Source organism: Streptomyces rishiriensis (genome assembly GCF_030815485.1).
Lineage (GTDB): Bacteria > Actinomycetota > Actinomycetes > Streptomycetales > Streptomycetaceae > Streptomyces > Streptomyces rishiriensis_A.
Window position 1 is genome coordinate 2,651,088 of record NZ_JAUSWV010000002.1, and the last position, 26,149, is coordinate 2,677,236.

Here is a 26,149-nt window from a genome sequence, read left to right on the forward strand (position 1 = left end):
TGTCCCACTGTGCCGGTCGGGCCGATGCCCGGGAAGAGTGATCACCTGGGTGCCGGGTCCTTCTCCGGCACACCGGGCGCCGCGGCCTCGACGGCCCGGTCCGCCGTCACCGCCGTCACCGCCGTCGCCGTCGCCGTCGCGAACCGTGCCCGCGGCCCCATGAAGAGGTACGACAGGCCGAAGCCGCCGCCCACCACCAGCGCGCCGCCGACCGCGTCCAGCACCCAGTGGTTGCCGGTCGCCACGATCGCCGACACCGTGAAGAACGGGTGCAGCAGGCCCAGCGCCTTCATCCACCACTTCGGGGCGACGATCGCGATGACCAGCCCGCACCACAGGGACCAGCCGAAGTGCAGGGACGGCATCGCCGCGTACTGGTTGGTCAGCGCCGTCAGCGTCCCGTAGTCCGGCTTGGAGAAGTCCTGGACGCCGTGGACGGTGTCGATGACGCCCAGGTCCGGCATCAGGCGGGGCGGGGCCAGCGGGTAGAGCCAGAAGCCGACCAGGGCCAGCAGGGTCGCGAAGCCCAGGGAGGCGCGGGCCCAGCGGTAGTCGACCGGGCGGCGCCAGTACAGGAGGGCGAGGACCGACAGCGGCACCACGAAGTGGAAGGACTCGTAGTAGAAGTCGAAGAAGTCCCGCAGCCACGCGACCTTGACCACCGCGTGGTTGGCCCAGTGCTCGATGTCGATGTGCAGGAAGCGTTCGATGTCGAGGATCTGCTGTCCGTGGGCTTCCGCCCGGACCCGGCCCGCGGAGTTCGAGCCGCCGGTCGCCGCCAGCCGGACCTGCTGGTACGCCGCGTACGTCACACGGATCAGCAGGAGTTCCAGGAGCAGGTTGGGGCGGGTCAGGACCCGCTTCAGGAACGGCAGCAGCGGGACGTGCTTCCAGCGGGTGGGGACCGGCCGCGCGTACTCCGTCGGGACGGGCGTGCGGTAGTACGGGGAGGTGCGCGGCAGGAACGGGAGGACCGTGGCCGCCGCGATCGCCGCCAGCAGCACCGCGTTGTCGCGCAGCGGGTACAGGGCCGCCATGTTCGGCAGCATCATCTTCGCCGGGAGGGTCATCACCAGGATCACCGCCACCGGCCACACATAGCGGTCGGAGGCACGCCTGCCGACCCGCCCCACCACGGCGAGCAGGACCCACAGCAGCTGGTGCTGCCAGCTCGTGGGCGAGACGACGATCGCCGCACAGCCCGTGAGGGCCACCGCCAGCAGCAGCTGGCCGTCGCGGGCGTAGCGGACCGACCGGCGGACGCCCAGGACGGCGACTGCCGCGCCGAGCGACAGGAACAAGCCGATCTCCAGCGGGCCGGAGAGGCCGGAGCGGAGCAGGGCCCCGTGCAGGGACTGGTTGGCGAGCGCGTCGGCCTCGCCGCCGAGCCCGACACCCGCCATGTGGTGCACCCAGTAGGTGTACGAGTCGTGCGGCATCGCGGCCCAGGCGAGCACGGAGACCGCGGCGAACGAGGCGCCGGCGGAGGCCGCGGCGCGGCGGCGGCCGGTGAACCACAGCAGCGCGGCGAAGAGCAGGACGGTGGGCTGGAGGGCCGCCGCCAGGCCGATCAGGGCGCCGGCCGCCCGCCAGTCCCGTGCGACGAAGCAGCCGAGCAGGACCAGCAGCACCGGGATGATGCTGGTCTGGCCGAGCCAGAGCGTGTTGCGCACCGGCAGCGACAGCATCAGCACGCTGATCGCGACGGGCGCGGCGAGCAGCGCCGTCCGTCTGCCGACCGGCTGGGGCAGCGCACGCGCCACGACGAGGCCGAGGACGGCGACCAGCAGCAGGGTGCCGAAGGTCCAGCCCCAGCCCAGGGCCTGTTCGGCCGCCCGGGTGAGGGGCTTGAGGACGAGCCCGCCGAAGGGCGTGCCCGTGAAGCGCGTGGAGTCGTAGAGCGAGCCGTTGACGTGGAGCACGCCGTCAGGTCCGACCCAGGTCTCCAGGTCCGTCAGCCGTTCTCCGCGCGGGGTGCCGAGGACGACGGCCACCTGGCGTACGGCGAGGACCGCCGCCACCAGCCAGAGGCCGAGGCGGGCCGCTCGCAGACGCGCCCTCGTCGTGTCGGCCGCCGTCGACCCGAAGGCCTCCGCCGGCCGCCCGCTGTGCTCCGCATTCGCCACGCCTCGCCGGCCTCCCGCCGCGTTGGTCCCACGCGTCCCGTGCACGAAGTCTCCTACCGCACCCTATGAGGCTCGCACCGCCCCCGGACAGAGACGCAGGCCACCCCTGCTTCACCTGACGTCCGCTGTCCTTTTGTCCGGAAGACGATAGTGGTCCCGGGGCTCCGCCGTTTCCGCGGACCGGGATGCGGGACGGTCAGGGAGCCGTCGAGGGGCGGGAATTGAAACAGGCCTCGAACGGAACGCGGGCTTCAGCCGTACCGTCGTTGCCGCCACAATGCGCCCTGGCGGGTACGGAGAGTGCGGGTACGGGGAGTGCTGGAGGGGATACGGGGCATGGTCGGTTTCCTGCGGGGACGGCAGGCGCGGCGGAGGTGGTCACGCGGCCGGATCACGGGCGTGCTCCTGGCCCTGCTGGCGATCCAGCTCGGTTCGCTCGTCGCGCCGGCCTACGCGTGCGGCTGCGGTGCGCTGGTCCCCGGTGACCAGCGGCAGGTCGTGGTCGGCCGGGAGGTCTCCGCCGTGCGCTGGGACGGCGCGCAGGAACAGATCGTGATGCGGCTGACGGTCGACGGCGACGCCGACCGGGCCGCCTGGATCATGCCCGTGCCGCACCGGGCGACGGTCGGACTCGGCGATCCGGAGCTGTTCGACCAGCTCGCCGCGGCCACGGCCCCCGTGCACCGCACCCGCCACCACTTCTGGCCGCAGGACGGCGACTGGCCGCTGACCACGGGCGGTGGCAGGGCGGGCCCGCCCCCGCCGGGAGCGCGACCCGGTGTCGGCGTGATCGGACGCGAGCGGCTCGGCCCGTTCGACGTGGCCCGGCTCACCGCCACCGACCCGGCCGGCCTCGACGACTGGCTGCGCGCCAACGACTTCGCCCTCCCCGATCGCCTCGAGACCGCGCTCCGGCCGTACGTCGACCGGCACTGGGAGTACGTGGCGGTCCGGCTGACCCCGGAGAGCGCCGGAACCGCGTTGCGCGGCGAGCTCGAGCCGCTGCACCTCACCTTCGCCACCGACCGCCTCGTCTACCCGATGCGGCTGTCCCGGCTGGCGGCCACCCCGCAGTCGCTCGGCCTGTACGTCCTCGCCGCCCACCGCATGGAACCGGCCTCGCGGATCGGCGGCGACAGGCCGCGTGTGACGTTCGCCGGACCGCTCGGCGAGACGACCGGGCCGCTGGCCGCACTGGCGAAGGGCACGCCGTTCCTGACGGCCGTGGCCCAGGAGTTCCCGCGGCCTTCGCGGATCTCCGGGGACCATGAGCTGCGCCGGGCGGCGACCGACACCGCGTACCGTCAGGTGATCTACGAGGACCGGCTGCTCGCGCTCGCCGGGGTCCCGGTGTGGCTGCTCACGGTCGTCGGCGGACTGGTCGTCCTGAACACGGTCGCGGTCGTGGTCGGGATCCGCTGGGGCCGGGCCCGCCAGGCGTCCCTGCCCCGCCCCCGCCATGCCTCGGGCTTCGCGCCGGCGATCCCTGCCGGGACCGTGCCCCCGGCATCGGCCCCGGCCCCGGCCCCAGCATCAGCTTGCGCATCGGCCTCGGCCTCGGCCGCGGGATCGGCCGGTGCGTCCGTCGCGTCGGCTGCGCCGGCCACCACCGGTGCGCCCCCCGTTCCTTCGCGGCCGCCGTCCCCGCGCCGCACTCCCCCTCGGCCCGCGCGGCCGCCCGCCCCCACCGGTCCTCCCCCGGCCCCTCCCGCTCCGGTCGCCCCTCCGGCCCCGCCCGCCCGTCCCCCCGCTCCCGTTCCGCCGAAGCCGATCGCGCCGCCCCGGCCGCCCCCCGCGCCTTCCGCCCGCCCCACTCCGGCCACTCCGGCGACCTCGCCCGCGCCCCCCGAACCCCCCACGCCCCGCACGGCGCCTTCCCCGTCCTTGGCGCCCGGCGCCGGGCCCCCTGCGCCGAACGGCTGAGAGCCCCGGCCGGGGATCCGCGGGGCGCGACTTAGCATGCCTGACTAGACACACCGCCGGATATGTCAGGTACACGAGAGGCAGAGCGCATGAGCGAGTCGCAGGCCTGGGACGCCGTCGACGCCTACTTCACCGACCATCTCGCCCCGGACGACGAGGTGACGGCCGCCGCACTGCGCGACAGCACGGCCGCCGGGCTGCCGCACATCAGCGTCACGGCGAACCAGGGCAAGCTGCTCCAGCTGCTTGCCGAGATCCAGGGGGCCCGGACGGTCCTGGAGATCGGCACGCTCGGCGGGTACAGCACGATCTGGCTGGCCCGCGCGCTCCCGGCCGACGGCCGGCTGATCTCGCTGGAGTACGACCCCCGGCACGCGGAGGTCGCCACCCGCAACATCGCCCGCGCGGGCCTGGAGAAGCTGGTCGAGGTGCGGGTGGGGCCCGCCCTGGAGCTGCTGCCGCTGCTGGCCGACGAGAACCCGCCGCCCTTCGACCTCGTCTTCATCGACGCCGACAAGGTGAACAACGCCCACTACCTGGAGTGGGCGCTGAAACTCACGAGCGTGGGCAGTCTGATCGTCGTCGACAACGTCGTACGGGGCGGCCGGGTCGTGGACCCGGACACCGACGCGGGGGACGTGGTCGGCACCCGTGCCGCGCTCGAACTGATCGGCTCGCATCCGAGGCTGAGCGGCACGGCCATCCAGACGGTCGGGGCGAAGGGCTACGACGGCTTCGCGCTGGCGCGCGTGCTGGCCTGACCCGGCGGACCTTCCCCCCGGAAACTGTCACGCCTCGTGATAGAAGCCCACGTTGACGCTGCGCGGCCCGGTGCGGTCGAGGACGATGATCTCGCCGGAGCCGCCGCGCGCCAGCGGCACGGTCCCGCCGTAGGCGAGCGGTTGCGTGTACTCGCCGCTCACCAGCCGCACCTCGGAGGACGGCTCGTCCTGCGAGCCGCGCAGCCACGAGACCTGCCAGGCGCCCTCGGGGCCGCACAGGAACTCCAGGTGCACCCGGGAGACGAACAGCCAGTCGTCGGGGGTCGCGAGGCGGCAGACGGACTTGTCCCGGCCCACCCGGAGCACGGCACCCGGGTCGCTGGGCGAGTCGGCCATCAGCATGCCGGCCGTGGCGCCCTCTTCCGTCCCGGAGACGGTGGCCATGGTGAGTTCGAGCACGTGCGCTCCCCTTGAGGTGTCTTTGACATGCCTGTCGGCGTCCTGGGTCCTAAGTGTGCTTGCACAGCGGCCGCATGATAAATCGCCCGGCCCCACCGCGTCCGGCACAATGGACGCATGACCGAGCGAAAGCCACCGGGTGTCCCGTTCGAGTCCTGGGTCGACAAGCAGATCCGCGACGCCGAGCGGCGCGGCGAGTTCGACGAACTGCCGGGCGCGGGGAAGCCGTTGCCCGCGGGTGCGGACACCGCGTACGACGAACTCTGGTGGATCAAGCGCAAGATGGCCCGGGAGGGCCTCTCCGTCCTGCCGCCGACGCTCGCTCTGCGCAAGGAGGCGGAGGACGCGCTCGCGGCGGCCTACGCGGCGCCTTCGGAACGCCTCGTCCGGAAGATCGTCACGGACGTCAACGTCAAGCTGCGCGACATGATGTTCAAGCCGCCGCCCGGCCCCCCGCTGGGCATGAAGCCGTACGACGTCGAAGCGGTCGTACGGGAGTGGCGGGAGCGCCGGGCGGCGGCAGGCGGGTCGGCCGCGAGGGCCGAAGGGGCCGAGGGCTCAGAGGTGTAGCAGCCGCTCGGTCAGTTCGCGGTAGTCCCGCAGGGCGAGCCGGAGCTGTTCGGTGTCGGTGGCCGTCCCAGCGGTCGCGGAGCGGTCCTTGCCGCCTTCCGCGCCCTGCCAGGATCCGCGCAGGGTACGGCGTCGCCGGTCCACGGCGTCCGTGAAGCGTGCGGCGAGTTCCTCCAGCACCTGGTCGGCCTCCGCGACGGCGTCGCGCGGGCCGTCGACGAACCCGACGACCGCGTGCCGCATGCGGGAGGCGATCAGGTCGCACTCGTCACCGGGCAGCAGGGGCGTGCCGTGGCCGGTCTGCCGGCCGGCGGTGGCTGCCGTCGGCGCGCGGTCGGCGCCCGTGGCGTCGTCCACCGCGCCCCCGTCCCGGTGCCGGGGCTGTGCCCCGTCCTGCGAGGCGCTGAGCGGGCCTGCGTCGCGGCCCGCGCCGGCGGCCCGGCCGCGCGCCGTTCCGCCCGCACCGACGTCGGCGCCCAGCGGCGTCGGCTCCCCGGCGGCTGCCGTACCACGCGGCGCCGTCGACGTCCGTCCCCTCTCCCCCGGCGGGACGGCCTCGCCCGGCGCGGCGGTCCCGCCCGCCGGGGCGGCTTCACCGGGCAGTGCCGTCTCGCCCGGCCGTGCGGCCTGGCCGGCTCGCGCGGCCTTCGCGGACCGTGCGGCTTCGCCGGCCCGGACGGCCTCGGCGGCCTTCGCCGCGCGGGCTCGGTCGCTCGTCGGCCGGTGTTCGCCGGGGTTCACGCCGGGGACCGCTTCCTGGTCCGCAGCCGTGTCCCGCGTCGCGTCCCGTGACGTGTCCGGCGTCCTGTTCGGTGTCAGGTCGGTCATGGCGGTCAGCCCTCCTTCGCCTGGTGCCGGTGGAAGCCCCGCGGCAGGTGGTGGCTCGAGCGGGAGCCGTTCTGGCCGACGGGCTGCTGCGTGCGACGGCGGCCGGCGTCGTGGGAGGCGTCGCCGACCAGCTCGTCGAAGAGCTCGCGGGCCTCGACCATGGCGGCCCGCATCTCCTCCGTGCCGGGGGCGCCGGAGGTGCCGGTCGCGTCGTGCGCGCCGGCGCCGTTGCCGTGTGCGCGGGCGACGTGATGGACATGCCGGTAGCCGTGCACCTGGTGCGCGTGGTGGACCGAGAGCGCGGCGAGCTGCTCCTCGTACTGGGCGCCGTCCGGGAAGCCCCGGGCGCCGGCCACTTCGGCGAGCAGACGGTCGGCTTCGGTGACCGCCTCCTGGGGCGAGTCGACGAACCGCTCCTGCGCGGCCGTCCAGCGGGCCTCGAACCTCTCCCGCTCCGCGGGCTCCAGCGGACGCTCACGCAGCCCGCCGTGCCGCTCCACGAGGGCGTCGAGCTCGCGCTCGGCGGCCTTGACGTCCCCGTCGTGCCGGGCCACGGCACGGTCGTACTCGGGCCCGAAGCGACGCTTCAGACCGTGTCCGCCGTGCGAGCCGCGGGCCCGCACGGCCAGAACGGCCGCGACGGCTACGACGGCCGCCACGATCACGATCAGAGCGATGATCACTCCTGTGGACATGCCTTGCCTTCCGATGTGTCGGCCCCACGGGCCGGTTCTCACGTCGGGTTGCCCGGACTGCCCCGGCCAAACGGTTCCCGGAGCCGCCGGGACGGGGGCGCCGCCGCGGACCGGGGCGGGACGGCCCGGGTATATCCGGTTGCGAGGCCACCGCACCGTCTTCGGACAATGTCCGCATGACACCGCCACCGACCTGGGCCATCACCGCCGAACCCTTCGACTCCCCGGTCGCCCGCGCCCTCTGGCGGGCGTACTACACCGAGGTGAGCGACCGCTATTACCTGCTGCACGAGGGGCGCGGGACCGACCCGGTCGAGCTGGAGCGGGAGATCGCGGCCCACTCGGGGGCCGAACTCGCCCCGCCCACTGGACGGTTGCTCGTCGGCCGGTACGGCGGTGAGCCGGCCGGGACGGCGGGCGTACGGCTGCGGGACGCCCGCACCGCCGAACTCACCCGGGTGTTCGTCCGGGCGGAGCTGCGCGGCAGGGGCGGCGCGGCGCTCCTCGTCCGCGGCGCCGAGGACGCCGCCCGCGCGCTCGGCGCCACCCGGATGATCCTCGACACCCGCGGCGACCTCGTCGAAGCCCGTGCCCTGTACGCGCGGCTGGGATACGCGGAGACCGAACCGCACAACGCGGACCCGTACGCCGATCACTGGTTCGTCAGGTCGCTCGGCCAGGACCTCGGGTGAGCCGGCGGTCGGGCACGGTCCGGCCGCCGTGCGGCTGTTCCCGGTCCGAGCCGCACAGCTCGCTGTTCAGTTCCCTGACGAGCTGCACCAGGTCGGTGGGCCGGTCCGGGCCCCACCAGTCGCCGAGCAGCTCGGCGAGCGATTCCTCACGGACCTCGGCGAGCCGGTCGGCGACCTCGCGGCCCGCCTCGGTCAGCACCATGTCGAGGCCCTCGCGCACGGCGAGCCCGCGCCCCTCGACCTGCCGGACGGCCTCGATGATCACCGGCAGCGGGACGGTGGTGCGTTCGGCCAGCATCGGCGGCTCGACACTGCCGCAGCGTTTGATCCGCAGCAGCAGCCAGCTCGAGGCCGGGAGGAGGTCCTGACCGGCTTGGACGGCGATCTTCCGGTAGACCTCACGACGGCCCTCACGGGTGCCGAGGACGGACAGCGCCCGGCACACCTCGTCGTAGGAGGACCGTTCCACCGGGTTGCTGGCGAGCGTCTCCGTCACGTCGGGCGCGGTGACCGAGACCCGCAACGGGTCCTCCCTGAGGAACCAGGCCAGGAGGAACCCGACGAGGGCGACGGGGGCGGCGTACAGGAAGACGTCGGTGATGGCGGACGCGTACGCGTTCAGGGCCTGCGGTCGCACGGCCGACGGCAGTGCGGCGATGCCGCGCGGGTCGGACTCGAGTCCGCCCACCGAGACCCCGGACGGCAGTTGCACGCCCCGGAAGGCGTCCGTGAGCTTGTCGCCGAGGCGGCCCGAGAAGATCGTGCCGAAGATCGCGACGCCGAAGGAGGCGCCGATCGAGCGGAAGAAGGTCGCCCCGGAGGTGGCGACGCCGAGGTCCTCGTAGGCGACCGCGTTCTGCACGATCAGCACCAGCACCTGCATGACCAGGCCGAGGCCGAGGCCGAACACGAAGAAGCAGGCGCTCATCGCGCCCGTGGAGCTGTGTTCGTCGAGCCGGTGCAGCAGGAGCAGGCCGAGCGTGGTGACGGCGGTGCCGACGACCGGGAACACCTTCCAGCGGCCGGTGCGGCTGACGATCTGCCCGGAGGCGGTGGACGCCAGCAGCAGGCCCGCCACCATCGGCAGCATGTGCACGCCGGACAGGGTCGGCGAAACGCCCTGCACCACCTGGAGGAAGGTCGGCAGATACGTCATCGCGCCGAACATCGCGAAGCCGACGATGAAGCTGATCACCGCGGCCAGGGTGAAGGTGCGGATGCGGAACAGTTTCAGGGGGAGCACCGGTTCGGCCGCCCGCCGCTCCACGGCCACGAACGCCACGGCCAGGAGCACACCCAGCACCGCCAGGCCGATGATCTGCGGCGAGGCCCAGTCCCAGGTGGTCCCGCCGAGCGAGGCCACCAGGACCAGGCAGGTGGCGACCGCGGCGATGAGGAAGGTGCCGAGGTAGTCGATGACATGCTTCGCGGATTTGCGCGGGATGTGCAGGGCCGTCGCGATGACGGCGAGGGCCACGACGCCGACGGGCAGGTTGACGTAGAACACCCAGCGCCAGCTCAGATGCTCGGTGAACAGGCCGCCCAGCAGCGGGCCGAGGACGCTCGTGGCGCCGAACACCGCGCCGAACAGGCCCTGGTAGCGGCCGCGGTCGCGCGGCGGGACGAGGTCGCCGACGATCGCCATCGACAGCACCATCAGGCCGCCGCCGCCCAGGCCCTGGAGAGCACGGAAGGCGATCAGCTGCGGCATGTTTTGCGCCATTCCGCACAGCGCCGAGCCGATCAGGAAGATGACGATCGCGATCTGGAACAGCCTCTTGCGCCCGTACTGGTCGCCGAGTTTGCCCCACAGCGGGGTCGCGGCAGTCGACGCGAGCAGGTACGCGGTGACCACCCACGACAGGTGCTCCATACCACCGAGCTCGCTGACGATCGTGGGCAGGGCGGTCGACACGATCGTCTGGTCCAGGGCGGCGAGGAGCATGCCGAGCAGGAGCGCGCCGATGGACACGAGAACGTTTCCGGACACGTGTTCCGCGCGCGGATCCGTCGCCCTGCTGTGCGCGTCCAAGACCATGGATGCCTCCTGAGGCTCTGGTGATCCCCTCCATCGTGATCGGTGTGCCCCGTTATGGCCTCTCGAGTCCTCTTGCGCCCTGACGGAATACGACATTCCGGGGGCCGCGGGCGGCAGGGTCTGTGGAGGATCTGCATAATCTCTGGAGTTTCAATGGGGAGGGACGAACACGTGATCGATCCGACGGGGCACCAGGGGCGCTCGGAGCAGCAGGGGCTGCCGTGCCCGGAGTGCGGAGCGCTCCGCGCGCCGGACAACACCCCGTCCTGCTTCTGCGCCCGGCGCGCCTCCGAGGCCCAGCGCGACACCCGCACGACGGAGGCGGCCGCCGCGGAGGACTTCGATCCGTTGCGCATACGGCCCTACGTCGAGCTGGGGAACGAGGCGGGGGGCGAGAGCGCGGGAGCCTCGGGGAACGAGCCCCACGCCGGGGCCGAGTGCTCCACCGGCGCGACCGACGTGACGATGCCGCTGCCGGCCGTGCCCGGCGTCCCGCCCGCCCCGCCCGCTCCTGGTGCTTCGGGTGTGCCTGGTGGGCCTGGTGTCCCTGTCGTTCCGGCCGACGCGACGATGCCCTTGCGCGCCGTGCATCCCGCCGGCCCGCCGCCGGACACGACGGCGGACATGACGGCGGCGCTGCCCACACCTCTGGCGTCGTCCGCCTCCGAACCCAGCACGACCGACCTGAGCCTTTTCGAGGCGGCGGACGTCGACGCCGTTCATCCCTACGACGAGGAACCGCACCGCCCGGGCCGTCGCCGCGCGCTGCTGATCGCGACGACGGCGGCCGTCGTGGCCGTGGTGGCGGCGGCCGGTTTCGCCTCCGGGCTGTTCAGCTACGAGAAGCCGACGCGCGACGGGGCCGCTCCGCAGGACGTGCGGGCGGCCGTGCCGGACGCCTCGACCAGGGCCGCCTCGGCATCGGCGTCGCCGAGTCGTTCCGCGTCCCCGTCGGCCTCCGAGGCCTCCCCGTCGCCCTCCGAGAGCGAGCGCCCGTCGCCCTCGGCGTCGGAGTCGAGCGCCTCGCCCTCGGCGTCGGCGTCGGCCGACGCCGGGCAGGCCACCCCGACCGCCCGCGTGACCGGCTCCCTGGCGCCCGGCAACGGGGCGGACGGCGACGACGGCTCCACCGAGGCGGTCGTCCTGCGCCGCGGCGACAAGGGCGCCGAGGTGACCGAACTGCAACTGCGTCTGCGCCAGCTGTACCTCTACAACGGCGAGGCCGACGGCACGTTCACCGGCGAGGTCGAGGACGCCCTGCGCAACTACCAGTGGTCCCGGGGCACCACGGGGGACGGCATGGGCGTGTACGGAGCGCTGACCCGGGCCCGCCTGGAATCCGAGACGACGGAGCCGTAGCCCCGGGTCCGGCCCCACACCACCACAGCCGCGCGGCACCGGAACCGCACGGCACACGACTCGGTACCGGCACCGGCACCTCACGACACCACGCACGTGACCCCGGTACCGGAACCTCAGGGCGCCATGGCCAGTCGCCGTCACCGAGACCTCAGGCGCCCGGGACTGCCCCGGGCACCGAAACCACACTGGCACCACGTACGCGACCCCAGCACCGAGGTTTCACGGCATCGCGGCACGCCGCCTCCCGACGGCACTCCGCCCCCGACGGCGCCCCGGCCCCCGGGGTTCTCACGTCACGTGGATCCGCACCTCGGAGCCATCCGCCTCGACCCGCACCTGCCGCAGGTCACGGACCAGCGCGTCGGGTCCGTGCGCGGCCGCCCGGGGACCCACTCCGACGACCCGCATCCCGGCGGCCCGGCCGGCTTCGATGCCCGCTCCGGAGTCCTCGAACACGACGCACTCGGCCGGGGCGATCCCCAGCTCGGCCGCGCCCTTCAGGAAACCCTCGGGGTCCGGCTTGCTCGCGCCGACCGACTCGGCGGTGACGCGCACGTCCGGAAGGGCCAGACCGGCCGCGGCCATCCGCGCCGTCGACAGCGGGACGTCCGCCGAGGTGACCAACGCGTGCGGGACGCCCCGCAGGGAGGCGAGGAACTCCGGCGCGCCGGGCACCGGCACGACGCCGTCCATGTCGGCGGTCTCCTCCGCCAGCATCCGCGCGTTGTCCGCGTGGTTCAGGTGGACGGGCCGGCCGGGCAGCAGCACGGCCATCGAGGCGTACCCCTGGCGACCGTGGACGACCTTCATGACCTCGTCGCCGTCGAGCCCGTGCGCGTCGGCCCAGCGCCGCCAGATCCGCTCCACGACGGCGTCGGAGTTCACGAGGGTGCCGTCCATGTCGAGCAGGAGGGCGCGGGCGGTCAGGACCGGCATCAGCAGCTCCAGGTAGGAAGAGACAAGGCGGCCCCGCCCGCCGGTCAGGGAAAACGGACGGGAGCCACTTTGTTTCTCAACGGTACAAAACAATGCGGGTCCACCGCCACCCCGGCCGCGAAGTGCCGGGCGGCGTTCACCCGCCGTTCGGCTCAGCCGGCGATCGCCTCCCACAGGCTCCACACCCCGAGCGCCAGCATCAGCAGCGCCGCGATCTGCGTGATCAACTTGAGCGGCACCCGCTTCATCAGCGCCTTTCCGCCGACGATGCCGAGCCCGGCCACCGCCCACAGCGCCAGCACCGCACCCAGTCCGACCGAGAGCGGATCGTCGTAGCGGGCGGCGAGGTTCGCCGTCATGATCTGGGTCAGGTCGCCGAACTCGGCGACGAGGATCAGCATGAAGCCCGCGCCCGCGACCTTCCAGAAGGACTGGTTCTCCGGCCGCCGGACCTCCTCCTCGCCCTCGTCCTTCTTCAGCAGCAGCACCGCCGCGCCGCCCAGGAACAGGACACCGGTCAGCGCGTGCACGAGTTGCTGCGGGAGCAGGGTCAGCACACTGCCCGCCGCGACGGCCAGCGCGACATGCAGCGCGAAGGCGGCGGCGACCCCGGCGAAGACGTACGAGGCGCGGTAGCGGGTGCCGAGGACGAGACCGGCGAGCGCGGTCTTGTCGGGCAGTTCGGCCAGGAAGACGACGCCGAAGACGAGCGCCGTCACGGTGATGCTGATCAAGGTTCCTCAATCGGTCGGGGCCGCCCCGCCGAGAGTCCTGACACTCAGGAGAAAAGACACCTCGGCACGGCAGCACACATGTCATCCCTGCCGTGGGCAGGGATGTGCACTGCTTGCCGAAGGTCTCGCTGGCCGACCCTGTGACGAGTGGCCTCCGGGCGCCGGCTCAGACGAGCTGAGCAGTATGTCGACGGTCCGGCGAAGAGCTACTCCCCTTCTGCGCTTCCCATTGTACGAGATCGTTCTGCCATAAACCTTGTCGTGTCATGCACGCGTCACTAACTTCTCACCGGGCGCACATCTCCCCGCAACGTGCGGCCGCGAGCATTCCCACGCTCGCGCTCCAACACCCCGCCTCCCCCATGGAGTTCGCATGTCGAAGTTCTACGCGCGTGGACGGCTGAGCATACTCGCCGCCCTCACCGGCCTCATAGCCTCGGTCGGGCTGCTCAACTCCCCGACCGCCTCCGCCGCCCTCCCCACCCCGGTGAGCGCCGCCACCGCCCGCACGTACCTCGCCTCGCTCACCGTGGCGACCGAGGTCCGCACCGGGTACAGCCGTGACCTCTTCCCGCACTGGATCACCATCTCCGGCACCTGCAACACCCGGGAGACGGTCCTCAAGCGCGACGGTACGAACGTCGTCACCAGCTCCGCCTGCGCCGCCACCAGCGGCAGTTGGTTCTCGCCCTACGACGGTGCCACCTGGACCGCCGCAGCAGACGTCGACATCGACCACATGGTCCCGCTCGCCGAGGCCTGGGACTCCGGCGCCCGCAACTGGACCACCGCCCAGCGCCAGGCCTTCGCCAACGACCTGACACGCCCGCAGCTCATCGCCGTCACGGACAACGTGAACCAGTCCAAGGGCGACCAGGACCCGGCCGAGTGGATGCCGTCGGTCACCTCGTACCGCTGCACCTACGTCCGTGCGTGGGTCCAGGTGAAGTACTACTACGGCCTGTCGGTGGACTCCGCCGAGAAGAGCGCGCTCACCGGCTACCTGGCGAGCTGCTGATCGACCCGCGTCCGCAGGGATCTCGCCACTCCCCTCCGTCGTTCCGTACCGTACGGGGCGACGGAGGAGGGCGATCGCGTGGCCGAACTGCGGCTGGGACCAGTGCTGAGATACGCCGACGGCTCGAGGGCGACCGTATGGGTCGAGGCGAGCCGTCCGTGTGCCACCGAGGTGCGCTGCGCGGACGGCGCCGGCGGCACGGCCACCACCTTCCAGGTGGCGGGCCACCACTACGCCCTCGTCGAGGTGACGGGCCTGACGGCGGGCACGGCCACGGGGTACGAGGTGTTCCTCGACGGCGCCCGCGTGTGGCCGCTGCCCGACTCCTCCTTCCCGCCGTCGGAGATCCGCACCCCCGCCGCGGTCGGCGCCGACGGTGACGGCGACGAGGTCCGGGTCGCGTTCGGCTCCTGCCGCTGGGCGGCGCCCCCGGCCGGCGGGCGCGACCCCGTGGGGCCCGACGCGCTGGACAGCCTGGCGGCGCGGCTCGCCGGCGACCCGGACGCCGAACGGCCCGACGTGCTGCTGCTGCTGGGCGACCAGGTCTACGCCGACGAGGTCTCCGACGCGACCCGGGAGCGGATCGCCGCCCGCCGCGGCCTCGCCGATCCGCCGGGCGCCGGCGTCGCGGACTTCGAGGAGTACACCTGGCTCTACTACGAGTCCTGGCTCGACCCCGAGGTGCGCTGGCTGCTGTCCACCGTGCCGAGCTGCATGGTCTTCGACGACCACGACGTCATCGACGACTGGAACACCTCCGCCTCCTGGCTGGCCGACATGCGGGCCACGCCCTGGTGGCGCGAGCGGCTGCAGAGCGGCCTGATGTCCTACTGGGTGCACCAGCACCTCGGGAACCTCTCCCCGGACGAGCTGGCCGCGGACCCGCTCTACGCCGCCGTGCGCGAGGCCCCCGACGGCACCGACGTGCTGCGTGACTTCGCCTGCCGCGCCGACGCGGAACCGGCGTCCGTGCGGTGGAGCTACCGGCGCGACTTCGGGCGCGTGCGGCTGCTGATGGTCGACAGCAGGGCGGCGCGGGTCCTCGACGAGGGCGAGCGCTCGATGCTCGACCAGGGCGAGCGGGACTGGCTGCGCGAACAGGCTCTCGACGGTCCCGGAACCTTCGACCACCTTCTGATCGGCACCTCGCTGCCCTGGCTGCTGCCGCATCTGGTGCACGACGCCGAGGCGTGGGACGCGGCGCTGTGCCGGGGCGAGCGCGGGGCGCGCTGGGCCGGCATCGGGGAGAAGGTGCGGCGGGGGGCGGACCTGGAGCACTGGGCGGCCTTCCCGGACTCCTTCGCCGGGCTGGCGGACCTGATCGCCGAGACGGGGACCGGGCCGGGGGCGCCGGCGAGCGTGCTCGTCCTTTCGGGGGACGTGCACCACGCGTACGTGGCCGAGCCGTACTGGCACGAGGGCGGCGGCCCCGACGCGCGGGTGTTCCAGCTCACCTGCTCCCCCGTCCACAACTCCGTTCCCGCGTCCATCCGGGTGGGCTTCCGCTTCGGCTGGAGCGCCGTGGCGCGGGCGCTCGGCCGCGCGCTTCGCCGGCACGGCCGCTGCCCCCGCCCGCCGGTCGGCTGGCGCAAGAAGGGCGGCCCGTGGTTCGGCAACCAGCTCATGTTCCTCACCCTGCGCGGGCGTTCGGCCCGGCTGCGGCTGGAGAAGGCGCAGCCGGACGGGTCGCTGACGACGCTGCGGGAGTCCGACCTGACGCCCTGAGGCGGGACAACAGGGCTGCCCGGGCCCCGCATCGGCTTCCGTGACGACCGACGGCGCTCCCGCCCTCCGGTGACGAGCCACGCCTCCGGTCACGAGCCACGCCTGCACGCGGGTTCCCGGCGCGGCATCCCGTACCTGGCGCGGGGCGACAACGCCGAGGGCCCGTACGGCCGTCACCGCCCGCTCGTGCGGGGGGCCGGCGTCATCCCGCGCCGCACGACTTGACGTTCCGTCATATTCGGTTGCGCACAAGGCGGTTGACCGTCGGCATACCCACGGAGGACGTGCGCCGGGCCACCGCGGCGGGTGCTCACCCAGGGGTGGATTCGGTCACACTCCCGGGCGCGGACGCGGTGACGAGAGCCGCTCCGCACGCGGCGGCCAGGAAGGCCTGACGCCAGCCGGAACCCCAGCCAGGACCGCGAACGGAGCCGCAGCGGAACACCGGACGAACACCCGCACCACACCCCCTCCGGAGTCCCAGCCGTGGCTAGAAGTTGAACTTGCAAGCATTGATCAGGTGCGCCTAACGTGTGTCGCTCATTCGGTACCGCCGCCCCCACCGACCGGTCCTTCCCCCCATCCGGGACCGGCCCGACCGACACCGAAGGAGCACCCCCCACCATGTCCGCTCGCCTCAACACCGCCCAGCCCTACGCGGTCGGCCTCTTCCGCATCGTCGTGGGCCTGCTCTTCGCCTGCCACGGCGCGGCCTCGCTCTTCGGCGTCCTCGGCGGCGCCGCGGGCACCGACGGCGGCACGCTCGACGCCGGTGCCTGGCCCGGCTGGTACGCGGCCGTGATCCAGCTGGTCTGCGGCAGCCTGGTGCTGCTCGGTCTCGGCACCCGGGCCGCCGCGTTCGTGGCCTCGGGCTCCATGGCGTATGCCTACTTCGACGTGCACCAGTCGGGCGCCCTGTGGCCCATCCAGAACGGCGGCGAGGCCTCCGCGATGTTCTGCTGGGCCTTCCTGCTGCTGGTGTTCACCGGTTCCGGCGCCCTCGGCCTGGACCGGCTGTTCGCCGGCCGTCCGGCCACCGAGCGGGAGCCCGCGGCGCGGAAGGCCACGGTTTCCGCCTGACCCTTCGCGGAGGCACGGCGATCCGCGGCCGCCCGGGCTCCTGTGACGCCCGGGCGACCGCGGATCAGCATGTGGTGCGGGCACCACGTGAACGTGCCGCACCGAACACATGAGCCCCCCGTGAAACCCCTGTCACACTCCGGGCGTACGCTGTATGGCTGTCATTGGCCGCACCTGCCGCTCCCCCGCGACACAGCGGCACGGTCGGCCGTCACGGGGGAGACACGGGGAGTCAGCGGTGTTCGAAAGCGTGGGGGTTCTGCTCGGCAGCCCATGGATCTACGCGGTGGTGGGCCTGTCGGTCCTCCTCGACGTGTTCCTGCCGGTGCTGCCCAGCGGGGTGCTCGTCATCACGGCGGCGACGGCCGCGGCAGCGGGCTCGGGCGCGGCGACCGGTCAGGTGCCGCACGACGTACCGGACATCATGGTCCTGATCCTCTCCGCGACGACCGCCTCGGTGCTGGGCGACCTGGTGGCCTACCGGCTGGCCTGGCGCGGCGGTGAGCGCCTGGACCGCGCGATCTCCCGCTCCCGTCGGCTGACCACCGCGCAGGAACGTCTCGGCGAGGCGCTGGCCCGGGGCGGCGGCGCCCTGGTGGTGCTGGCCCGCTTCGCCCCCGCCGGCCGTTCGGTCGTCTCCCTCATCGCGGGCGCCGCCCATCGCCGCCCGCGCGAGTTCCTCCCCTGGTCCGCCCTGGCCGGCCTCTCCTGGGCGGCCTACAGCGCCGCCCTCGGCTACTTCGGCGCGCACTGGCTCGGCACGACATGGCTCGCGACGGGAGTGTCGGTGCTCGCGCTGTTCGGCGCGGGCGCCGGTGCGGCGTACGTCATGCGACGCCAGCCGGCGGCGTAGGACGCGAGGACGGTCGGCGGCGGCGCGGCACACGACAGCGGTCGCCGGCGGCGTACGACGCCACAGCAATCAGCGGCAGCGCAGGACACGGCAGCGGTCGGCGGCAGCGGGACACGACAGCGGTCGGCCGCAGCGCGGAACGCCACGGCAGTCAGCGGCAGCGCGGGACGCGACCGGGGCGGGTGCTACGTGCGCGCCGCCTCCCCCCGGCCGGCCCCGCGCACCTCCAGCCCGTCCAGCAGCTCGGCCGTGGCCGCGGCGACGGCCTCGACCGCTCGCTCGAACACCTCCCGGTTGTGCTCGGCCGGTGCCCGGAAGCCGGACACCTTGCGGACGTACTGAAGGGCTGCGGCGCGCATGTCGTCCTCAGTCGCCTTCTCGGGGAGGGCGGGGGGACGCAGCGTCTTGATGCTCCGGCACATGCGTCCCAGTCTCCCCCGGCACCCCGCCCTCGTGCCATGCTCACCTCCGAGGCGGCCACCGCACCAGCGGGGCCGACCGACGAGAGGGACCACAGCACATGACGAAGGACATACTCAGCGTCGCCGTCCTCGGCCCCGGCGGGGTGGGCGGCCTGCTCGCGGCCCTGCTGTCCCGCGCAGGCCACCGGGTGACGTGCCTGGCCGGCGAGGAGACCGCCGCGGCCCTGCGCACCAGGGGAATCCGCGTGCACAGCGCCCTGTTCGGCGACTTCACGGCCCGGGTCGGGGCCGACACCGAACTGCGGGCGCCCGTCGACGCGGTGCTGATCACCGTGAAGCACACCGCCCTCGACGCGGCGCTGGCCCGGGTCCCCGTCCCGGCTGTCGGCGAGGACACCTTGCTCGTGCCGTTCCTGAACGGCGTCGAGCACCCGGCGCTCCTGCGCGCCCGGTACCGCCCGGACCGGGTCGCCCCGGCCGTCGTCCGGGTCGAGTCGACCCGGGTCGCGCCCGGCGTGATCGAGCACGGGAGCGGCTTCGCGGAGATCGACCTGGCCGGCGACGCCGTGCCGCGCCCGCGCCTCGACGCGCTCGCGCGGGTCCTGGAGGCGGCCGGTCCGACCGTACGCGTCCTGCCGGACGAGACGGCGGCCCTGTGGGCGAAGATGGCCTTCCTCGCGCCGTTCGCCCTGCTCACCACCCGGCACGGTCTGCCGCTGGGCGAGGTCCGCAGCCGGTACCGCGAGGAACTGACCGCCCTGGTCGAGGAGACCGCCGCCGTCAGCCGCGCGTGCGGCGCCCCCGCCGACCCCGCCCGGGCACTGGCAGGTTACGACTCCTTCGCCCCCGGCACGAAGTCCTCCATGCAGCGGGACGCCGAGGCGGGACGGCCCCTCGAACTCGACGCGATCGGCGGGGCGCTGCTGCGCGCGGCCGAGCGGCACGGGGTTGCCGTGCCGGTGGCCGCGCGCCTGGTGCGGGAGCTGGCGGACGCTACCCGCCGGCCACCGGGTCGGTGAGCAGGTCGACGTACCAGTCGTTGGACCTGATGGGGTTCCCCTTCGGGTACTCGAAGTCGACCTGCCCCAGCAGGGTGAACCCGGCCTTGCGGCAGACCCCGTTGGACGCGGCGTGGTCCGCCGCGGGGAACGCGTGCAGGGCCGGGTGGCCGCCCTGTGCGGCCCGGCGCCGTACGACGTCGACGAGCGCCCGGGCCGCCGTCGCGGCGAGCCCCCTGCCCTGGAACTCGGGCAGGATCCCCCAGCCCGTCTCCCACACCTGCTCGCCGTGCCATTCGCGCTCCCAGTGCCCGATCGAGCCGACGGTCTCCCCGGTGTCCGCGAGCGTGACCCGGTACATGCGGCCGGCGAACGGCTCGACATAGCGCCGATGCCGGTCGGCGAGTTTCTCCACGCTCTCCGGCCCGCCCAGATGTTCCGTCATCGCGGGGCTGTTGGCCCGCTGGAGCAGCCAGAAGTCACCGTCCGACCAGGGCACCAACCGCACCTGCTCCACGTCTCGTTCATCCATGCGCGTCACCCTAGGGCGAGGGTCCGACACCGGTGACGGCCCGCCGCCGTGCGAGGCTGCGGGGAGGAACCGGTCAGCGCCCCCGCCGTGGGCGGGGATGGAGGGAAACCAGTGATCAGCCTTGCTCCGCACGGCCCGCGGTCCGTGCTCCCGGTCCTCGCCTACGACGGGGACTGCGGCTTCTGCCAGACGTCCGTCGACCGTATCCGCGGTCTCGCCGCACCGGCCCTGGAAGCGGTTCCGTGGCAGTTCCTGCCCGCGGGGTCGACCGCGCAGCACCTCGAACGCCTGGACCGGGAGGTGTTGTTGCTGCGCGGCGGCACGGTCCTCGCGGGCGGGGCCGACGCGCTGGCCCGCTGGCTCGGCACCTCGCCGTCCGCCGCGTACCGCACGCTCTCCGCCGTCCTCCGGCTGCCCGGCGTCCGGATCGCCGCCCGCGCGGTCTACCGCTGGGTGTCACGCAACCGCCATCGGCTGCCCGGCGCGACCGCGGCGTGCGCGGTCCCGCCGCGCGGCGAGTGAGGCCTCTCGGGCGGCGTCGCGTCCCGACCCGCGTGCTCACTCCCCGCGGCCCCGCCCGCCCTCGCCGACGGTCACGCTCCTAGACCCGGGCCGGGCGGCCACCTGACGTAAACGAACATCGTTCACGGGAACACCCCAGGAACACCCCGAAGGAACTCGCCACCCAAATTCGAACAGGCGTACCATTGTCGCGTGGCTACGACCTATGACTTTCCGAGCGACCTGCGCGCCGGTCAGGAGGAGCTGCATCAGGTCAGGGCCGAGCTGTCGGCCCTGCTGAAGCGGCTTCCCTGGTCGGTCGAGCCCCTGGACGGCTTCAGCGACGACGCCGGCTGGCGCAAGCTCGAACGCCCCGCGTCCCCCGGCTGGACGGCGGACGAGCAGGCCGAGGTGGAGAAGCTCCGGCAGCGGGAGCACGAGCTCGCGGTGTTCGTGACCTGCCACCGCTTCTGGGCGGAGGTCGCGGTCCCGGACCGGGTGGCGGCCCGTATGAGCCTCAAGCACGCCCATGAGGCCCCACCGGAACACGGCGCCTAGGTCGTGCCTCGGCCGACTCGCCAGGGCCGCAGCTTCTCCGGGTTTCGCACCGCCCAGATACGCCTGATCCGCTCGCCCGCGATCTCGAACGCGAACACCGTCACGATGTCGCCGTCCCGCCGCGTCACCAAGCCGGGCAGACCGTTGACCGTGCACTCCAGGAACGTCGTACGGTCCCCCGACCGCCGTGCGATCTCGGTGTAGGCCCGTGCGATCCGCTCACCGCCGACGATCGGCTGCGGGTGGGTGACGGCCAGCCCGCCGCCGTCGGCGGTCGCGACGGCGTCGGGGTCGAGCAGGCCGATCAGAGCGTCGATGTCCTTGGCCTGCCAGGCCGTGCTGAACCGCCTGACGATGTCGGCCTGCCCGGCACTCGGGCCGGCCGGGGTCTGCGCCGTACGGATGCGACGGCGGGCGGACGAGGCCAGTTGGCGGCACGCCGCCGGGGTGCGGCCGACGATCTCGGCGATCTCGGCGAAGGGGTAGCGGAAGACGTCGTGCAGGACGAACGCGACGCGCTCGGCCGGGGTCATCGCATCGAGGACGACCAGGAAGGCCATCGTCACCGACTCGTCGAGGGTGACCCGGTCGGCCGGGTCGGTCCCGCCGGCGCCGGACCGCCCGGTGATCCACTCGCCGGGCTCGGGCAGCGGTTCGGGGATCCAGTCGCCCACGTACGTCTCCCGCCTGGCCCGCGCCGAGCCGAGCTGGTTCAGACAGATCCGCCCGGCGACCGTCACCAGCCAGGCGCCGGGCGACTCGACGGCCCGCCGCGCCCCGGGGGACATGGCGTACCAGCGGGCGTAGGTCTCCTGCACGACGTCCTCGGCGTCGGCGAGGGAGCCGAGCAGCCGGTAGGCGACGTTGATCAGGCGGTGCCGCTCGCTCATGATCGCGCCGAGGCCCGGACCGCTCTGCTCGTCACCGGGCTCGGTTGTGGTGGTCATGATCCGGCCGTCTCCCTCGCTCGCCCCTGTGCGGTCTACCCGTTACGACAAGACAGCGCACCGGAATGTGAGGCCGCGGGCCGCCTCACATTTCACGGGGCTGATCTGTCGTGACGGTGAGGGACGACGACAGGACACCGAGGAGACTCCCATGAACGACTTCCAGGCCATCGCCGACCGTGTCGAGATCGAGGCGCTGCGCGGCGAGTTCACCGACGCGGTGATGATGCGCGACCGCCCCCGCCTGGCGTCGCTGTTCACACCGGACGGTGTCCTGTGCATGCCCAACATCCCCGCCGAGCACATCGGCCGCGAGGAGATCCGCACCGGGGGCGAGAGGCTCCAGAGCCAGTGGGACTTCTTCGTGCAGACCACTCACCCCGGCACGATCCTCCTCGACGGCGACTCGGCGACCGGCCGCGCCTACATCCAGGAACTCGCGCGCACCCTCGACGGACGCCAGGGTCTGAACTACGCCGTCTACCACGACCGTTACCGGCGCACGGAGGAGGGCTGGAGGTTCGCCGAGCGGGTGTACGAGGTGAGGTATCTCGACACCTCCCCGCTGGCGGGCGCGGCGCCCCACGCGGCGCAGGACTCCCGCACCGGCCCGGCAGACGTCACGGCCGTCCCGGCTCCGGCGGCGTCCTTCGCCGACCCGGCTCCGGCCGAACGACTGGAGCGGGCGGCCGCCGCGTTGCGGGCCAACGGCTTCGCCGCCGAGATCCTGGACGACGCGGCGGCCGCACGCGTCCGCGTCCACGACCTGGTTCCCGAGGGCGCCGGCGTGCTCACCGGGGCCAGCGAGACCCTCCGTCTGTCGGGCATCGACGAGGACATCAACGCCGGCGGCCGGTACGACGCCGTCAGGCCGCGCGTCCTGGCCATCGACCGTGCCACCGGCGCCGCCGAGATACGAAGGCTGGTCGCCTGCCCCGACTACGTCGTCAACAGCGTCGCCGCGGTCACCGAGACGGGTTCGCTCGTGCTGGCCTCGGGCAGCGGCAGCCAGCTCCCCGCCAACGCGGGCGGCGCCGCCCACGCGATCTGGATCGTCGGCGCGCAGAAGGTCGTGCCCGACCTGGGCACGGCGCTGCGCCGCGTCGAGGAGCACGCCCTCCCGCTGGAGAACGCCCGCGCCCAGGCGGTGTACGGAACGCCCAGCGCCGTCAACCGCCTGCTCATCCTCAACGCGGAACCGCACCCCGGGCGCGGCACCGTGCTGCTGCTGCGAGAGGCGATCGGATACTGACCCTGCCCGGATCCGTCCCGGGTGCGCCGGCGGATGCCGTCGATCGGCGTCCGGACCAGCGGCATCCGGGACATGCGAAAGGGCCCCCGGATCTCTCCGGAGGCCCTTTCGCCACCTGGTGGGCGCGGACGGTTTCGAACCGCCGACATCCTGCTTGTAAGGCAGGCGCTCTACCCCTGAGCTACGCACCCGGGACGAGTCGACAGCCTACATTGCCCGGGGCCGTGCCCCGCAAACCCCTCTCCGGGGGTTAGCCCCACCCCGGATGCGGGAGCGGGCCGGATCGTCCGGCGGCCGGCCGCTCCCTAGTGTCGTCAGGGCAACGCCAGACAGCCCAGGGGGAGATCACCATGGCACGTACGTCACTTCCGGTCCGCGCGGTCCTCGTCACCGGGGCCGTCGTGGCCCTGGCCGTGGGCACGACCGCCTGCGGCGCCTCCGCCGCCGACGACGAGCACCCCGATCACCGGTCCTTCGCCCTTCAGGGCCGCACGCTCACCATCGACTCCGACGACTCGGCGCTCGAGATCGTCGCGTCGGACACGGCCGAGGCGGGCAGGGCCGACGTCACCCGCTGGTTCCAGGGCTCGGTCACCATCGGCAAGGAGCCGAAGGTCAGCTGGTCGATGAAGGACGACCGGCTGACGCTGCGGATGCACTGCTCCGGCGTGGTCGCCGACTGCTCGGGCAAGCACCGCATCGAGGTGCCCCGGGGCGTCGCCGTGAAGGTCACGAGCGACGACGGCAGCGTCCGGGCACAGGGCTTCCGGGACGCGCTGAGCGTGCGCACCGAGGACGGCTCCGTGCACGTCACCGACTCGAGCGGGCCGCTGGAGCTGCGCAGCGACGACGGTTCCGTACGCGCCGAGGTCTCCTCGCGCACGGTGGACGCGCGTACCGCCGACGGCTCGGTCCGCCTGACGTTGTCCGCCGTACCGGACCGGGTGGAGTCCGTCAGCGACGACGGCTCGGTGACGATCACGCTGCCCGAGGCGACCTACCGGGTGACCGCCAAGACCGACGACGGAGGGGTGGACGTGTCCGTACCGCGTGACGAGTCCAGCGCGCACGTCGTCAGCGCGCGCACCGCCGACGGCAAAGTCACTGTCAGGAACGCGAACTGACCGACCCGTGTGTTCGTCCTCAACCGGTGGGAGAATGACTCCGGGCAGGGCGGATCACAGCACGGGAGAGGGATGTGACGGCGACACCAGCGCAGCCGTATTCGCCGTTGGTGCCGCGTGCACGGCGTCGCCGTGCACGGCGGGGACCGTCCGCCTTCGGGGACGCCCTCGCCCTGGTCGCCCTCCCCCTCGTGGCCGCTCTCGCGCTGCCCGCCGCGTTCGCCGGCGGGGGCACCCGGCGCTGGTTCGGCGGGCGGGCGGAAGGACAGCGGGCCGAGGCCCAGGCCGCCAAGGACGCGGCGGCGGCCGCCTTCTACGAGCTGGACACCGCCCAGCGCGATGTGCGGTTCTCGATCGAGACGATCAGGGCCGTGGACGACTCGCCGGCCGCCCGGCGCGCGGTCGCCGACTTCGAGGCCGTCGGCAGGCGGATCGACGAGGCCAGCCACCAGTACATCGACGCCGTGGACGCCCATGACCTCGACCGGGACGACCTGGAGGCGTCGGCGGCCTCCCAGGCGCGCACCGAGCTGACCCGGGCCAAGGACGAGCTGGGCCGCGTCAAGCAGGAGCTGGACCGGTTCGCCGACGGGCTGGGCCCCCTGCTCGGCAAGGCCGAGACCCAGCTGGCCCGTCTCGCGCCCGCCGTGGAGCGGGCCCGGCAGGCGCTGCTGGCCGCGTCGAACGCGCTGGACGCCGTACGGGAGAGCGGGCTGCGGGCGGACGCTCTCGCGGCACGGCTCGCGGCGCTGGCGCCCGAGCTGACGAAGCTGAACCAGGGTGCGGGACAGCATGGCGTGCCGCAGACGCTGGAGCGCGCGGAGCGGGTGGCGCGGGAGGCCGAGGCGGTCCGGGTGGAGGCGGAGCGGCTGCCGGAGCGGGCCGCCGAGATCGACCACAGGCTCGTCTCGCTGCGTACCCGCGCCCAGGCATTGACGACCCGCTCGGGGCAGGTGGAGCCGATCCTGAGCGAGCTGCGGCGGCGGTTCTCGGCCGCCTGCTGGCAGGACCTCCAGCACGTCCCCGACCAGGCCGGGGAGCACGTCCGGCAGGCCGAGGCCAAGCTCGAGGAGGCGCGCGGCGCGCGGGAGGCGCAGCGCTGGCCGGACGCCACCGCGCTGCTGTCGACCGTGCGTGCCCTGCTGAACAGCACGGACGAGGCGGTCTCGGCCGCCGGCGACCGGCTGACCAGGTTGAACGCCGTGCAGAAGGATCCGCAGGCGGAGATCGACCGGACCCGGTTCGCGATCCGGGACGCCCAGCGGCTGGCGATGGCGGGGCGCAACACGCCCGATCCCCGGCACGCGCGCCCGCTGGACGACTCGGTGGCCCGGCTGGAGCGGGCGATCGCCACGCTGGAGGGCCGGCACCCCGACTACTGGCACTTCCTGACCGAGACGGAGGCCGTCCGGCGGGCGGTGTCGGACGTGGTGGCCGGGATCCGCGAGGAGCGCGGTACGGGGCACTGACATTGCCGCGGAAGCCCGGCGGGCGGATATTGAAGGTACGTACGGCCTCCATCGGCGCATCCACCCTCAGGGAGGCGGATATGGCCACACACACAGTGCACGACCGGTCCAGGCGGCGCATCGCCTTCGACGAGCATCTGCCGGTCGACCACCGCCTGAACCTGGTCTACCGGATCGGCGCCGGGCTGATGGGCCTGGGTCTGATCGTCTTCGGGATCTTCGGCATCGTCCACAACATCGGCTTCTTCGACACCGGCGGGGACGAGGTGTGGAGCCTCAACACCAACGGGTCGCTCAGCTGGCTGTCGGTCGCCGTCGGGCTGCTGCTGCTCGTGGGGATGGTGGTCGGCGGGAACTTCGCGTCCACGCTGAACATGACCCTCGGTGTTCTCTTCCTCATCAGCGGCTTCGTGAACATGGGCCTGCTGGAGACGGACTACAACTTCCTGGCGTTCAAGATCCAGAACTGCATGCTCAGCTTCGTGATCGGGATCCTGCTGCTCGTCTTCGGGATGTACGGCAGGGTGGGGTCCGCCCTGCCGCACGACAACCCGTACTGGCGGGCCCGCCACCCCGAGGAGTGAC

Annotated in this window: 26 protein-coding genes and 1 tRNA gene; 16 read left to right on the forward strand and 11 right to left on the reverse strand. The window is 73.2% G+C overall.

The window, feature by feature from the left end; translation table 11 throughout:
* Nucleotides 1-41: 41 nt before the first annotated feature.
* Entirely contained in the window at nt 42-2,126 is a 2,085-nt protein-coding gene (locus tag QF030_RS14285) for a bifunctional glycosyltransferase 87/phosphatase PAP2 family protein (protein ID WP_307163046.1), read from the reverse strand.
* Between the two features lie 336 nt (nt 2,127-2,462).
* On the opposite strand from QF030_RS14285, the gene QF030_RS14290 reads away from it, so the two are divergent.
* On the forward strand, nt 2,463-4,049 hold the full coding sequence (locus QF030_RS14290) for a DUF2330 domain-containing protein (protein ID WP_307163047.1): 1,587 nt from the start codon (nt 2,463-2,465) through the stop codon (nt 4,047-4,049).
* 89 nt (nt 4,050-4,138) lie between these two features.
* A complete protein-coding gene (locus QF030_RS14295; RefSeq protein ID WP_307163048.1) occupies nt 4,139-4,810 on the forward strand; it encodes an O-methyltransferase in 672 nt (223 codons plus the stop codon).
* A gap of 27 nt (nt 4,811-4,837) precedes the next feature.
* Here QF030_RS14295 and QF030_RS14300 read toward each other — a convergent pair whose 3' ends face one another.
* Nucleotides 4,838-5,230, reverse strand: a complete 393-nt coding sequence (locus QF030_RS14300) for a hypothetical protein (RefSeq protein ID WP_307163049.1) — start codon at nt 5,228-5,230, stop codon at nt 4,838-4,840.
* A gap of 117 nt (nt 5,231-5,347) precedes the next feature.
* On the opposite strand from QF030_RS14300, the gene QF030_RS14305 reads away from it, so the two are divergent.
* A complete protein-coding gene (locus QF030_RS14305; protein WP_307163050.1) occupies nt 5,348-5,800 on the forward strand; it encodes a DnaJ family domain-containing protein in 453 nt (150 codons plus the stop codon).
* Here QF030_RS14305 and QF030_RS14310 read toward each other — a convergent pair.
* Entirely contained in the window at nt 5,789-6,628 is an 840-nt protein-coding gene (locus tag QF030_RS14310) for a hypothetical protein (protein WP_307163051.1), read from the reverse strand. The two genes, QF030_RS14305 and QF030_RS14310, sit on opposite strands and share 12 nt — an antisense overlap.
* Nucleotides 6,629-6,633: 5 nt before the next feature.
* Nucleotides 6,634-7,323, reverse strand: a complete 690-nt coding sequence (locus QF030_RS14315) for a hypothetical protein (RefSeq protein WP_307163052.1) — start codon at nt 7,321-7,323, stop codon at nt 6,634-6,636.
* Between the two features lie 176 nt (nt 7,324-7,499).
* On the opposite strand from QF030_RS14315, the gene QF030_RS14320 reads away from it, so the two are divergent.
* Nucleotides 7,500-8,015, forward strand: coding sequence for a GNAT family N-acetyltransferase (locus QF030_RS14320; RefSeq protein WP_307163053.1), 516 nt, complete (start codon nt 7,500-7,502; stop codon nt 8,013-8,015).
* Here the strand turns inward: QF030_RS14320 and QF030_RS14325 are convergent.
* Complete coding sequence (locus tag QF030_RS14325; RefSeq protein ID WP_307163054.1) at nt 7,987-10,053, reverse strand: MDR family MFS transporter; 2,067 nt, start codon at nt 10,051-10,053, stop codon at nt 7,987-7,989. The two genes, QF030_RS14320 and QF030_RS14325, sit on opposite strands and share 29 nt — an antisense overlap.
* Nucleotides 10,054-10,224: 171 nt before the next feature.
* On the opposite strand from QF030_RS14325, the gene QF030_RS14330 reads away from it, so the two are divergent.
* Nucleotides 10,225-11,412 carry a peptidoglycan-binding domain-containing protein gene (locus tag QF030_RS14330; protein WP_307163055.1) on the forward strand — a complete coding sequence of 396 codons (1,188 nt, stop codon included), beginning with the start codon at nt 10,225-10,227 and terminating at the stop codon, nt 11,410-11,412.
* A gap of 291 nt (nt 11,413-11,703) precedes the next feature.
* On the opposite strand, the gene QF030_RS14335 is transcribed toward QF030_RS14330, so the two are convergent.
* Together QF030_RS14335 and QF030_RS14340 are read right to left on the reverse strand one after the other, a co-directional pair.
* Nucleotides 11,704-12,351, reverse strand: coding sequence for an HAD family hydrolase (locus QF030_RS14335; protein WP_307163056.1), 648 nt, complete (start codon nt 12,349-12,351; stop codon nt 11,704-11,706).
* A 152-nt stretch (nt 12,352-12,503) separates the two neighbouring features.
* Complete coding sequence (locus QF030_RS14340; RefSeq protein ID WP_020126884.1) at nt 12,504-13,085, reverse strand: TMEM165/GDT1 family protein; 582 nt, start codon at nt 13,083-13,085, stop codon at nt 12,504-12,506.
* 373 nt (nt 13,086-13,458) lie between these two features.
* Between QF030_RS14340 and QF030_RS14345 the strand changes: the two genes are divergently transcribed.
* The 4 genes from QF030_RS14345 to QF030_RS14360 all read left to right on the forward strand — a co-directional run bounded on the left by QF030_RS14345 (nt 13,459) and on the right by QF030_RS14360 (nt 17,761).
* Nucleotides 13,459-14,103 carry an HNH endonuclease family protein gene (locus QF030_RS14345; protein ID WP_062649140.1) on the forward strand — a complete coding sequence of 215 codons (645 nt, stop codon included), beginning with the start codon at nt 13,459-13,461 and terminating at the stop codon, nt 14,101-14,103.
* A 78-nt stretch (nt 14,104-14,181) separates the two neighbouring features.
* On the forward strand, nt 14,182-15,828 hold the full coding sequence (locus QF030_RS14350) for an alkaline phosphatase D family protein (protein ID WP_307163057.1): 1,647 nt from the start codon (nt 14,182-14,184) through the stop codon (nt 15,826-15,828).
* 624 nt (nt 15,829-16,452) lie between these two features.
* Nucleotides 16,453-16,908 carry a DoxX family protein gene (locus tag QF030_RS14355; protein ID WP_307163058.1) on the forward strand — a complete coding sequence of 152 codons (456 nt, stop codon included), beginning with the start codon at nt 16,453-16,455 and terminating at the stop codon, nt 16,906-16,908.
* A 238-nt stretch (nt 16,909-17,146) separates the two neighbouring features.
* Nucleotides 17,147-17,761: a DedA family protein gene (locus QF030_RS14360; protein WP_307163059.1), complete on the forward strand. Its 615-nt coding sequence runs from the start codon at nt 17,147-17,149 to the stop codon at nt 17,759-17,761.
* Between the two features lie 185 nt (nt 17,762-17,946).
* Here QF030_RS14360 and QF030_RS14365 read toward each other — a convergent pair whose 3' ends face one another.
* Complete coding sequence (locus tag QF030_RS14365; RefSeq protein WP_307163060.1) at nt 17,947-18,183, reverse strand: DUF2277 domain-containing protein; 237 nt, start codon at nt 18,181-18,183, stop codon at nt 17,947-17,949.
* Between the two features lie 98 nt (nt 18,184-18,281).
* Between QF030_RS14365 and QF030_RS14370 the strand changes: the two genes are divergently transcribed.
* Nucleotides 18,282-19,202, forward strand: a complete 921-nt coding sequence (locus tag QF030_RS14370) for a ketopantoate reductase family protein (RefSeq protein WP_307163061.1) — start codon at nt 18,282-18,284, stop codon at nt 19,200-19,202.
* Here QF030_RS14370 and QF030_RS14375 read toward each other — a convergent pair.
* Nucleotides 19,177-19,713 carry a GNAT family N-acetyltransferase gene (locus QF030_RS14375; protein WP_307163062.1) on the reverse strand — a complete coding sequence of 179 codons (537 nt, stop codon included), beginning with the start codon at nt 19,711-19,713 and terminating at the stop codon, nt 19,177-19,179. The genes QF030_RS14370 and QF030_RS14375 overlap by 26 nt on opposite strands.
* A 111-nt stretch (nt 19,714-19,824) precedes the next feature.
* On the opposite strand from QF030_RS14375, the gene QF030_RS14380 reads away from it, so the two are divergent.
* A complete protein-coding gene (locus QF030_RS14380; protein ID WP_307163063.1) occupies nt 19,825-20,235 on the forward strand; it encodes a thiol-disulfide oxidoreductase DCC family protein in 411 nt (136 codons plus the stop codon).
* A gap of 192 nt (nt 20,236-20,427) precedes the next feature.
* Nucleotides 20,428-20,772 (forward strand): hypothetical protein, encoded by a 345-nt coding sequence (locus QF030_RS14385; RefSeq protein ID WP_307163064.1) that lies wholly within the window; start codon nt 20,428-20,430, stop codon nt 20,770-20,772.
* Here QF030_RS14385 and sigJ read toward each other — a convergent pair.
* Nucleotides 20,769-21,719, reverse strand: coding sequence for an RNA polymerase sigma factor SigJ (sigJ, locus tag QF030_RS14390; protein ID WP_307163065.1), 951 nt, complete (start codon nt 21,717-21,719; stop codon nt 20,769-20,771). The genes QF030_RS14385 and sigJ overlap by 4 nt on opposite strands.
* Nucleotides 21,720-21,870: 151 nt before the next feature.
* Between sigJ and QF030_RS14395 the strand changes: the two genes are divergently transcribed.
* Complete coding sequence (locus QF030_RS14395) at nt 21,871-22,971, forward strand: nuclear transport factor 2 family protein (RefSeq protein WP_307163067.1); 1,101 nt, start codon at nt 21,871-21,873, stop codon at nt 22,969-22,971.
* A gap of 116 nt (nt 22,972-23,087) precedes the next feature.
* On the opposite strand, the gene QF030_RS14400 is transcribed toward QF030_RS14395, so the two are convergent.
* Nucleotides 23,088-23,162 (reverse strand) — tRNA-Val (locus tag QF030_RS14400).
* Between the two features lie 159 nt (nt 23,163-23,321).
* Here QF030_RS14400 and QF030_RS14405 point away from each other — a divergent pair.
* The 3 genes from QF030_RS14405 to QF030_RS14415 all read left to right on the forward strand — a co-directional run bounded on the left by QF030_RS14405 (nt 23,322) and on the right by QF030_RS14415 (nt 26,148).
* The gene (locus QF030_RS14405) at nt 23,322-24,095 is read left to right on the forward strand and encodes a DUF4097 family beta strand repeat-containing protein (protein ID WP_307163068.1); all 774 of its coding nucleotides are present in this window, start codon (nt 23,322-23,324) and stop codon (nt 24,093-24,095) included.
* Nucleotides 24,096-24,169: 74 nt separating this feature from the next.
* Complete coding sequence (locus QF030_RS14410; RefSeq protein WP_307163069.1) at nt 24,170-25,564, forward strand: hypothetical protein; 1,395 nt, start codon at nt 24,170-24,172, stop codon at nt 25,562-25,564.
* 80 nt (nt 25,565-25,644) lie between these two features.
* The gene (locus tag QF030_RS14415; RefSeq protein ID WP_373428761.1) at nt 25,645-26,148 is read left to right on the forward strand and encodes a DUF4383 domain-containing protein; all 504 of its coding nucleotides are present in this window, start codon (nt 25,645-25,647) and stop codon (nt 26,146-26,148) included.
* Nucleotide 26,149 lies beyond the last annotated feature (1 nt).

Coding starts and splice junctions, on each gene's coding strand:
- QF030_RS14290 (WP_307163047.1), top strand. CDS start 2,463: ATGGTCGGTTTCCTGCGGGGACGGCAGGCGCGGCGGAGGTGGTCACGC.
- QF030_RS14295 (WP_307163048.1), top strand. CDS start 4,139: ATGAGCGAGTCGCAGGCCTGGGACGCCGTCGACGCCTACTTCACCGAC.
- QF030_RS14305 (WP_307163050.1), top strand. CDS start 5,348: ATGACCGAGCGAAAGCCACCGGGTGTCCCGTTCGAGTCCTGGGTCGAC.
- QF030_RS14310 (WP_307163051.1), bottom strand. CDS start 6,628: ATGACCGACCTGACACCGAACAGGACGCCGGACACGTCACGGGACGCG.
- QF030_RS14315 (WP_307163052.1), bottom strand. CDS start 7,323: ATGTCCACAGGAGTGATCATCGCTCTGATCGTGATCGTGGCGGCCGTC.
- QF030_RS14320 (WP_307163053.1), top strand. CDS start 7,500: ATGACACCGCCACCGACCTGGGCCATCACCGCCGAACCCTTCGACTCC.
- QF030_RS14325 (WP_307163054.1), bottom strand. CDS start 10,053: ATGGTCTTGGACGCGCACAGCAGGGCGACGGATCCGCGCGCGGAACAC.
- QF030_RS14335 (WP_307163056.1), bottom strand. CDS start 12,351: ATGCCGGTCCTGACCGCCCGCGCCCTCCTGCTCGACATGGACGGCACC.
- QF030_RS14345 (WP_062649140.1), top strand. CDS start 13,459: ATGTCGAAGTTCTACGCGCGTGGACGGCTGAGCATACTCGCCGCCCTC.
- QF030_RS14355 (WP_307163058.1), top strand. CDS start 16,453: ATGTCCGCTCGCCTCAACACCGCCCAGCCCTACGCGGTCGGCCTCTTC.
- QF030_RS14365 (WP_307163060.1), bottom strand. CDS start 18,183: ATGTGCCGGAGCATCAAGACGCTGCGTCCCCCCGCCCTCCCCGAGAAG.
- QF030_RS14370 (WP_307163061.1), top strand. CDS start 18,282: ATGACGAAGGACATACTCAGCGTCGCCGTCCTCGGCCCCGGCGGGGTG.
- QF030_RS14375 (WP_307163062.1), bottom strand. CDS start 19,713: ATGGATGAACGAGACGTGGAGCAGGTGCGGTTGGTGCCCTGGTCGGAC.
- sigJ (WP_307163065.1), bottom strand. CDS start 21,719: ATGACCACCACAACCGAGCCCGGTGACGAGCAGAGCGGTCCGGGCCTC.
- QF030_RS14395 (WP_307163067.1), top strand. CDS start 21,871: ATGAACGACTTCCAGGCCATCGCCGACCGTGTCGAGATCGAGGCGCTG.
- QF030_RS14405 (WP_307163068.1), top strand. CDS start 23,322: ATGGCACGTACGTCACTTCCGGTCCGCGCGGTCCTCGTCACCGGGGCC.
- QF030_RS14415 (WP_373428761.1), top strand. CDS start 25,645: ATGGCCACACACACAGTGCACGACCGGTCCAGGCGGCGCATCGCCTTC.